The 6853-nt window shown below is 44.9% G+C and carries 8 protein-coding genes and 1 pseudogene; 6 read left to right on the top strand and 3 right to left on the bottom strand.

The genetic code is table 11. The annotated features are described in order from the left end of the window. Positions 1-166 precede the first annotated feature (166 nt). Complete coding sequence (locus tag QUB77_RS31915; protein ID WP_445251903.1) at positions 167-418, top strand: transposase; 252 nt, start codon at positions 167-169, stop codon at positions 416-418. Between the two features lie 14 nt (positions 419-432). Here the strand turns inward: QUB77_RS31915 and QUB77_RS31070 are convergent, their stop codons facing one another. Further along, entirely contained in the window at positions 433-1242 is an 810-nt protein-coding gene (locus QUB77_RS31070) for a hypothetical protein (RefSeq protein WP_333323728.1), read from the bottom strand. A 440-nt stretch (positions 1243-1682) separates the two neighbouring features. Between QUB77_RS31070 and QUB77_RS31075 the strand changes: the two genes are divergently transcribed. The 3 genes from QUB77_RS31075 to QUB77_RS31085 all read left to right on the top strand — a co-directional run bounded on the left by QUB77_RS31075 (position 1683) and on the right by QUB77_RS31085 (position 4048). After that, entirely contained in the window at positions 1683-2438 is a 756-nt protein-coding gene (locus QUB77_RS31075) for a tyrosine-type recombinase/integrase (RefSeq protein ID WP_333323730.1), read from the top strand. A 77-nt stretch (positions 2439-2515) separates the two neighbouring features. Next, a complete protein-coding gene (locus tag QUB77_RS31080; protein WP_333323732.1) occupies positions 2516-3601 on the top strand; it encodes a GIY-YIG nuclease family protein in 1086 nt (361 codons plus the stop codon). Between the two features lie 84 nt (positions 3602-3685). Further along, positions 3686-4048 carry a DOPA 4,5-dioxygenase family protein gene (locus tag QUB77_RS31085; RefSeq protein ID WP_333323734.1) on the top strand — a complete coding sequence of 121 codons (363 nt, stop codon included), beginning with the start codon at positions 3686-3688 and terminating at the stop codon, positions 4046-4048. Between the two features lie 153 nt (positions 4049-4201). On the opposite strand, the gene QUB77_RS31090 is transcribed toward QUB77_RS31085, so the two are convergent. Both QUB77_RS31090 and QUB77_RS31095 read right to left on the bottom strand, forming a co-directional pair. Then, positions 4202-4564, bottom strand: a complete 363-nt coding sequence (locus QUB77_RS31090) for a HepT-like ribonuclease domain-containing protein (RefSeq protein ID WP_333323740.1) — start codon at positions 4562-4564, stop codon at positions 4202-4204. Continuing rightward, positions 4544-4849 (bottom strand): annotated as a pseudogene (locus QUB77_RS31095) (nucleotidyltransferase family protein); the annotation flags it as partial. The gene QUB77_RS31090 and the pseudogene QUB77_RS31095, both read right to left, overlap by 21 nt. Before the next feature lie 176 nt (positions 4850-5025). Between QUB77_RS31095 and QUB77_RS31100 the strand changes: the two are divergent. Then, on the top strand, positions 5026-5625 hold the full coding sequence (locus QUB77_RS31100; RefSeq protein WP_333323736.1) for a GNAT family N-acetyltransferase: 600 nt from the start codon (positions 5026-5028) through the stop codon (positions 5623-5625). Positions 5626-5851: 226 nt separating this feature from the next. Further along, positions 5852-6442, top strand: coding sequence for a class I SAM-dependent methyltransferase (locus QUB77_RS31105; protein WP_333323738.1), 591 nt, complete (start codon positions 5852-5854; stop codon positions 6440-6442). The last annotated feature ends 411 nt before the right edge of the window (positions 6443-6853 follow it).

A 6853-nucleotide genomic window follows, 5' to 3' on the forward strand; every position in this document is an offset into this window, starting at 1 on the left:
GTGTCGGGGTATATCCTCTGGCATCAGAGGTTTGAAGGCAAGATTTAGAGCGACGGTCGCAGATCGATTTTGGAGCGTTCGAGTTAGTGTTAGAGCAAGCGAAGGTTTTCACCGAGTTTGAAGTAGAGACAAATCGTTTTTAATATTACTCCAATCGTGTGCCGATGTGTACTCTTGCTTTGGCACATCTAGGGGTATCAGTTTTATGGATTTCACCAGTCTCAAGGTCTGTCATAAGTGTCGCATTCACTCACACAAAGTATTCAAGAACCTGGCAACAGGAACAAAACATCGGTTGACTGCTTCCTTGGCTTCAAAAGTGCATCTGGTCGTTAAGGATAAAGGTAAGTTGCTGAACTTTATGTTTACCCTAGGCAATATGGTTGTGACAAATGAGTTAGCCATAAGTTACACTTAAACAAGTTATTTACATCATTTCCTAAATGATTTGTAGCGACGTAAGATAAACAAATAAGGATAAACAATTACAGAGCCTATCAATAAATAAATCTGGAACGCTTTAAAGGCTATAAATTCTAATGCTGATTCTTTTTCTCTTTGTATTTTAACTGGCTGGGAACTGCTCAATGCGTTTTCTAAATTAATTATTGTGTTTAGACTGGAATCGTTCGCAGAGAGGGTATATTGGATTTCTTCAATCAGGGAGTTTATATTACCAGGATCTGCCTGAATAAAAGCATCAACACCACTTGCGGAGAATCTCTCCCGGTCACTTGCCATGAATTGACCGCCCCATTTTAAAATAATGGGAATTTGTGCGGTTTTTGGGTTAGATTTTAACAGCCGGATATTTTCCGTCCAATTCACTTCTCTATATTTACCCCCATAACCACTATTAACTATAATTATATCCACTTGTTTATTAGTTGCGAGTTGCATTACGGTTTCTACGTCAAACCCATAATATACAACAAAAGTGGATTTAAACCTAAATGTTTTCGCTACCACACTAAAATTAAACCAATTATCTTCAACTATTAAAACTTTTGTTGAGGTTTTAAGTTGTTCAGGTTCATCAATCTCTGCGATAGCACAACGGTTTATAGGATGAAAATTAAAAATAGCAATTATTTTTAGATTCTCATTCTGAAAACCCAGTAAATCATACCAGGCTAGTGCAGGAAATGAACAATAAACTAAATTCCAGTGACAGGAGTTGTTATCTGGCTCACAGACCAGTAATTTGACATAACAAAGCCATAAAGAAAATTCAGTATTCATTTTTTTATACTTAATCCGCTACTTGTATTTATAAACAACTTGGTGCTTTTAACAATACCTATTTAACTTTTACTGGGTTCTCAATTTGGCAACGGGTTAGGTTACGCAGGTTTAGCTTGTCCAGGAATAACCTTACCTTTGCCCAAAATATTTAGATGTCGAGTTCTCAATTAATGCGCTCGCTTTTGATTGAAGCCAAGTATGTAACTGTTTGATCGACTAAAACATCTCATCCAATAAATCGGTAACGTCTCCTTGGTCGCGACCCCGGTTATTATCGTAAATCATCAGCGTGTTGAGGTTCCTGTGCCTGCTGAGTTTCTGAACCTTCCGCACATTCCCATCTGTTGCGTCCAGTGCCGCCGTGATAGCTGTCTGTATTCTACGCCCCCCATCCCGACATGGAACCGCGTTAAGAAATCCCTCAGACAGGTGCAGTAATGCAACAAATATGCCAGACTTTCAAGCGTCAGGTCGGGTATACACCAAGCATGAAGATAGAACGGCACGGACAAGCAAAAATCCTTACGCAACAAGAAATCGAACTGCTGTTCAACGAAGGTTTACAAACCGCTCGCGATCGCACCTTGTTCGGAGTTTGTCTCTACACGGCTTGTCGGATTGCCGAAGCTTGTTCCCTGGAAGTCATCGATATTTACACTGCCAGAGGTACAGTCCGACCTACAATCAACTTCCGCAAGGGCAACACCAAAGGTCAACTCCAAACTAGGACGATTCCAGTAATTGAAGATTTGCGAAGTCTCCTGACATCTTGGAAACCCAACGCCGGCCAGACTTATTTATTCCCCGGCCGCCACCCGTCCCATCATTGGAAGCATTTGCACCCCGACTCAGCGGACAAGGTTTTGAGAAAAGCGTTCGATCTAGCCGGCATCGAGGGAGCCTCCACCCACAGCTTCCGCCGCACAGCTCTCACCCAGATGAGCAACGCCGGAATTCCGCTGCGGATAATTCAAGAAATCAGCGGTCACAGCAACCTCGAACAGTTGCAGCACTACCTAGAAGTGAAGCCGGATCAAGTCAAAGGAGCGATCGCCTCTTTATCGATGCTTTCCTACACCGGAAAAGCTACATTTCCCGGTCTAGAGCATGAATTGCCCGCTGTGCTGTTACCGAGAGAGCAACTGTCACAAGACCTATCAGACTCGGAGCCTGAAGAAATTCCCGATTGGTAACGAGCAATTTTAGATTTTAGATTTTAGATTTTAGATTTTAGATTTTAGATTTTAGATTTTAGATTTTGGATTTTGGATTGACACTCGCGTATCAAGAGCATCGAGTGCCGATCGCTTTCTTTCGATCGGCAGAAGCCCTCACCCCTGGATTTGTTAAAATCGTTGGTCATGTGGAGCAGGTGCATCTACAAAACCTGCTTTTAGGAGAACTTTTGACTATGTGGCTTAAATTTGGTGTTGCTCCCAACGGTAACTTGGCGAGCATTGATGAGGTTGTGCGCGGAAAAACTAACCTCGCTTGTCTCTACTGCGGAGGCGGATTGACAGCGAAAAAGGGGAAAGTGAAAGAGCACCACTTCGCGCACACTGAGGAAACTTGCAAACCAGTTTCGCAGCGGATTAAAACCAAAGCGTTTCCCGCGCTGCCCCTTTACGACAACTTCACCATCCAGCTTAAGGGTGAAGAATTGGAGCAATTGAAAGTGCTGTGGAAAGAGTACGGCGCACAAAATTACGGCATTCCCAAAGACTTGGTAAACTTTCGGTGGGAACTCAAAGGATTGCTAGAGTCGGAGGGCGATGGCTACGCCCCGTTCCTACGCTCTTATCACTTTACCGACTTGGGTAAAATCCCCGTCGGCGCTCTTCCCCTGGCGCTGTTCAACAAAGTCCAAGAACCGCTGCTGCTGTCAGAGTTAGTTAAGTTGGAGCAATCCACAGCGGTGGCTGAAGCAGCGGGGTTATCTTGTTTGGAAGAACGGCGGGCGGATTTACTAATTTATCGAGCACAGCTTCGTCGGATTTTGGTGAACTCGCTCTATTTTCTGGAAGTCAAAGCTGACGAAAGCTGCTTCTATAAAATTGGGGTGACAACTCGATCGATCGAGGAACGCATCGCCGAAGTACAGCGGGATGTGAGAGCGCATTACTCGGATGTGGTTGTCAATTTGCTGGGATTGTGGGAACACCGGGGGAATGTGGAGCTGTACTTCAAGCACCGGTACAAAACGTTTAATTACCGCATCGGAAAGCTGACAGAGTATTTCGCGTTTCCCGATGTCAAGGTTGTTCTGAACGATCTGTACGAGATGGAACCCAAAATGCTGAGTGATGTTGAGTTGGATGCAATTAACGGAGCGAGTGCGAACAACACGGATGCCTGAATTCCGCAGTTTGCCACAAGTCAAGTTAGCCTAAAGTTAACAGCCGTTTTGTGCAGGTGCTGGCTCAATAACCCACTGAAAATCATGAAAGCAGACACCATCGAAATTGTTGGTTTTCACGCGCATATTTACTTTGACGCCGATAACCGCGATGCTGCGGAGCGCGTGCGCGAAGGATTGGCTCGGTTTGAGGTGCAGCTCGGACGCTGGCACGACAAACCCATTGGGCCCCACCCCCAAGCGATGTATCAAGTTGCGTTTTTACCCCCGCAGTTTGGCAAAGTCGTTCCCTGGTTGATGCTCCACCGCGAGGGGTTAGATATTCTCGTCCATCCCGAAACAGGGGACGATGTGGCAGACCACACAACACATTCTTTGTGGCTGGGAGAAAAACTGGAGCTGAATGTCGAAGTTCTGCGACCTAGGACAGCCAACGCGAGTTTCTGAGCGATCGCTCCCTAAAAAGTAGCAGTTCCTTCGTTAACTTGCTTTCGAGTTCAATTAACAGTAAAGGCGCTTAGAGTGCGTTAGACCACGGGGCGCTTTTACGGTCATCAGAAACTCTTAGGAAAAACGCTGCTGCCAGAAACGCTGCTGAACTCACGCTTCTGGTAACTCCTGTAAAATCTGTTCTACTGTTACCTTCAGCGGAGGTAAATTATTCTGTACGATCGCCCAAACTAGGTTTAGCGAAACTCGGAAATATTCATGCACTACAAGATTTCTAAACGCTACAATTTGCGCCCAAGGGACTTGGGAATATCGGCTAGTTAACTCGGACGATAACGCATTTGTTGCTTCTCCGATAATTTGCAGGTGATGAACAATCCAAATTTGAATCAATTCTTGGTTATCAAATGCCTGCCTGCCAAGGCTAGCATATCGTTCAATTGCGGCTATTGCATCTAATATATCTTGCAGCCGTTCCGTTTCCCGCCGAGAGAGTGGTACAGCTTCCTGCAAAACGCGCTCCCGAATGCGTTCTTTCAACATATCTACTGTGGCGATATCGACCTTGCGATTGAGTAGTTGTTCCAAATCAAGCAATAGCCCACCTGGAAACCAAGGCGTGATTTTGTCTAAATCGTAATCCACTAACAAATCAATATCGCTTTCTGGGGTCGCTTCGCCCCGCGCTACAGAACCGAATACGCGCACGTTGTAGGCTCCGTGCTTTTGGGCAAGTGCGAGAATTTGCGATCGCTCACAATACAGTAATTCTTGAATGCCTAATCCTGTGAAGCTCATCAAACCCTCCTCAATGCCTTAAGATGGTGCTTCCCACACTGGGGTAATTGCTAGTTAATCAGCGAAAGTCGCCTAAATCTGTAAGCATTCAAAGCCAAGCTATCAGACATTGTAGAGTATTGTAGTATGTTCAATAAAGCTTTCACAGTTAACAGGAGTTCAACTGGGAATGCAAATTGAACCCTACGACCCTCACCACCAAGATGGCAGTTGTTCGTCTTTCGCTTCGAGCATGGGCTCCGGTCTTTGATTCGATTCAAAACGCGATGAATGCTGAGGTTTACCAGGCATTCTATCCCAATCATTGGCGTGTGAGCCAGCAAAAAGCTGTGGAGGATGTCTGTGCTGCGGAAGACACGAATATATGGGTTGCGATCGATGCAAGTTCTACTGTGGGCTTTGTAGCCGTGAAACTACACTCGGAGGACAGCATGGGTGAAATCTACATGGTTGCTGTCGATCCAGACTTTCAAGGTCAAGGGATTGGTAGCGCTTTGATAGAATTCGTTCTGGGTTGGATGAAAGATGCTGGGATGTCTATTGCGATGGTTGAAACTGGGGGCGATCCGGGTCATGAAAGAGCCCGTCACACCTATGAAAATGCGGGCTTCGAGCTATTCCCAGTTGCGAGATACTTCAAGAAGCTCGCTTGTGCAAATGTTAAGTCTCAAGGTTTACTTTGTTCTCTTTGGGCGATCGCACTCGTTCCAATACTTCGCCTTGGCATGATTTCCGAAGGCTCTGCTTCCAGCAAGCGGCAAAGCCACATAGGATAAGACCGATATAGGGGGTGGTATCCAGCAAAAGTCACGGATAACACCCAGGAACCCGGACTTAACCTGCTTTCGTTTCTGTTTAATTCCTTAAAACTAGGATGTTGTCCAACATATCTGATGGATAATCCACCCCCCGGTAAAGGTATTATCCACATATCTGCGGTTGAATGCACAGTTATATTTTTTTGGCATCAAATGTGCCAATAGCAACAATTGGAGAAAACAGATGTGGGATGAAAGATACAGTGTCCAAGAGTATGTATATGGCACAAACCCGAACGAATTTTTGGAAGCAAACGTCAGCAGTATTCCAAAAGGTAAAGTTCTGAGCTTAGCCGAAGGAGAAGGGCGGAATGCCGTTTTCCTTGCGAAACAGGGTTACTCTGTAACCGCTGTAGATGCCTCTCTAGTTGGTTTGAATAAAGCCAAAAAGTTAGCCGAGGAAAACGGGGTGGTTGTTGAGTTTATTCATGCTAATTTAGCAGATTATGATTTAGGCGAGAATCAATGGGACGGAATTGTATCTATATTTTGTCCCTTGCCCTCTTCAATAAGAAAACAACTTCATAAAAAAGTTGAATCCGGGTTAAAGCAAAACGGTGTGTTTCTGCTTGAGGCTTATACACCCGATCAGTTGAAGCACGGTACTGGCGGCGGAAATTCAGTAGATTCGATGCAATCTAAAGAATCTTTAAGCATTGAGTTAGCTGGCTTAAAGTTTAGGCATCTAATTGAACTTGAGCGTGATGTAGTAGAAGGTATTTATCACACTGGCATTGGTGCCGTAGTTCAGGCGATCGCATCAAAAGAAATATAACATTCTGGTGCAGCGGATTGCCTGAAGCCGATACGGTGAGATGCTCCAGAACCCAACAACCGCTGACCAGAACTGTTAGCTATCTTTGTACAGAGGTGTTGCACTCTCTGTGCACAGCCATTTGATGTTGTCCAATGAAGGCTAATCATTGGAGGTTTTAATTGGAACTTCTGGAGATTGCAGGTACGACCAATGCTGGGAGAGTAAAGTGTACCGCTAGATTCACAGTTTGAAATCTGATGCCAGCGATGGCATCCTATCCTTCAACCAAATAATGTCTAAGCGATGTCGGATTGCAACTTGCTCAAATAATGAAGTAAGTACCCACTCAATGAGTGGCTACCTAGTCCAATTTTACCACCATTTTACCAACATTTTTGCCTTCAAAAAGACCGATGAACGCATCCACCG

It is taken from the genome of Microcoleus sp. AT9b-C3 (assembly GCF_036705485.1).
Taxonomy (GTDB): Bacteria; Cyanobacteriota; Cyanobacteriia; order Cyanobacteriales; family Microcoleaceae; genus Microcoleus.

What these genes read in the sequence shown, in the direction of transcription:
- QUB77_RS31085 (WP_333323734.1), top strand. Translation starts at nt 3,686, where the DNA reads ATGAAAGCAGACACCATCGAAATTGTTGGTTTTCACGCGCATATTTAC.
- QUB77_RS31105 (WP_333323738.1), top strand. Translation starts at nt 5,852, where the DNA reads ATGTGGGATGAAAGATACAGTGTCCAAGAGTATGTATATGGCACAAAC.
- QUB77_RS31075 (WP_333323730.1), top strand. Translation starts at nt 1,683, where the DNA reads ATGCAACAAATATGCCAGACTTTCAAGCGTCAGGTCGGGTATACACCA.
- QUB77_RS31070 (WP_333323728.1), bottom strand. Translation starts at nt 1,242, where the DNA reads ATGAATACTGAATTTTCTTTATGGCTTTGTTATGTCAAATTACTGGTC.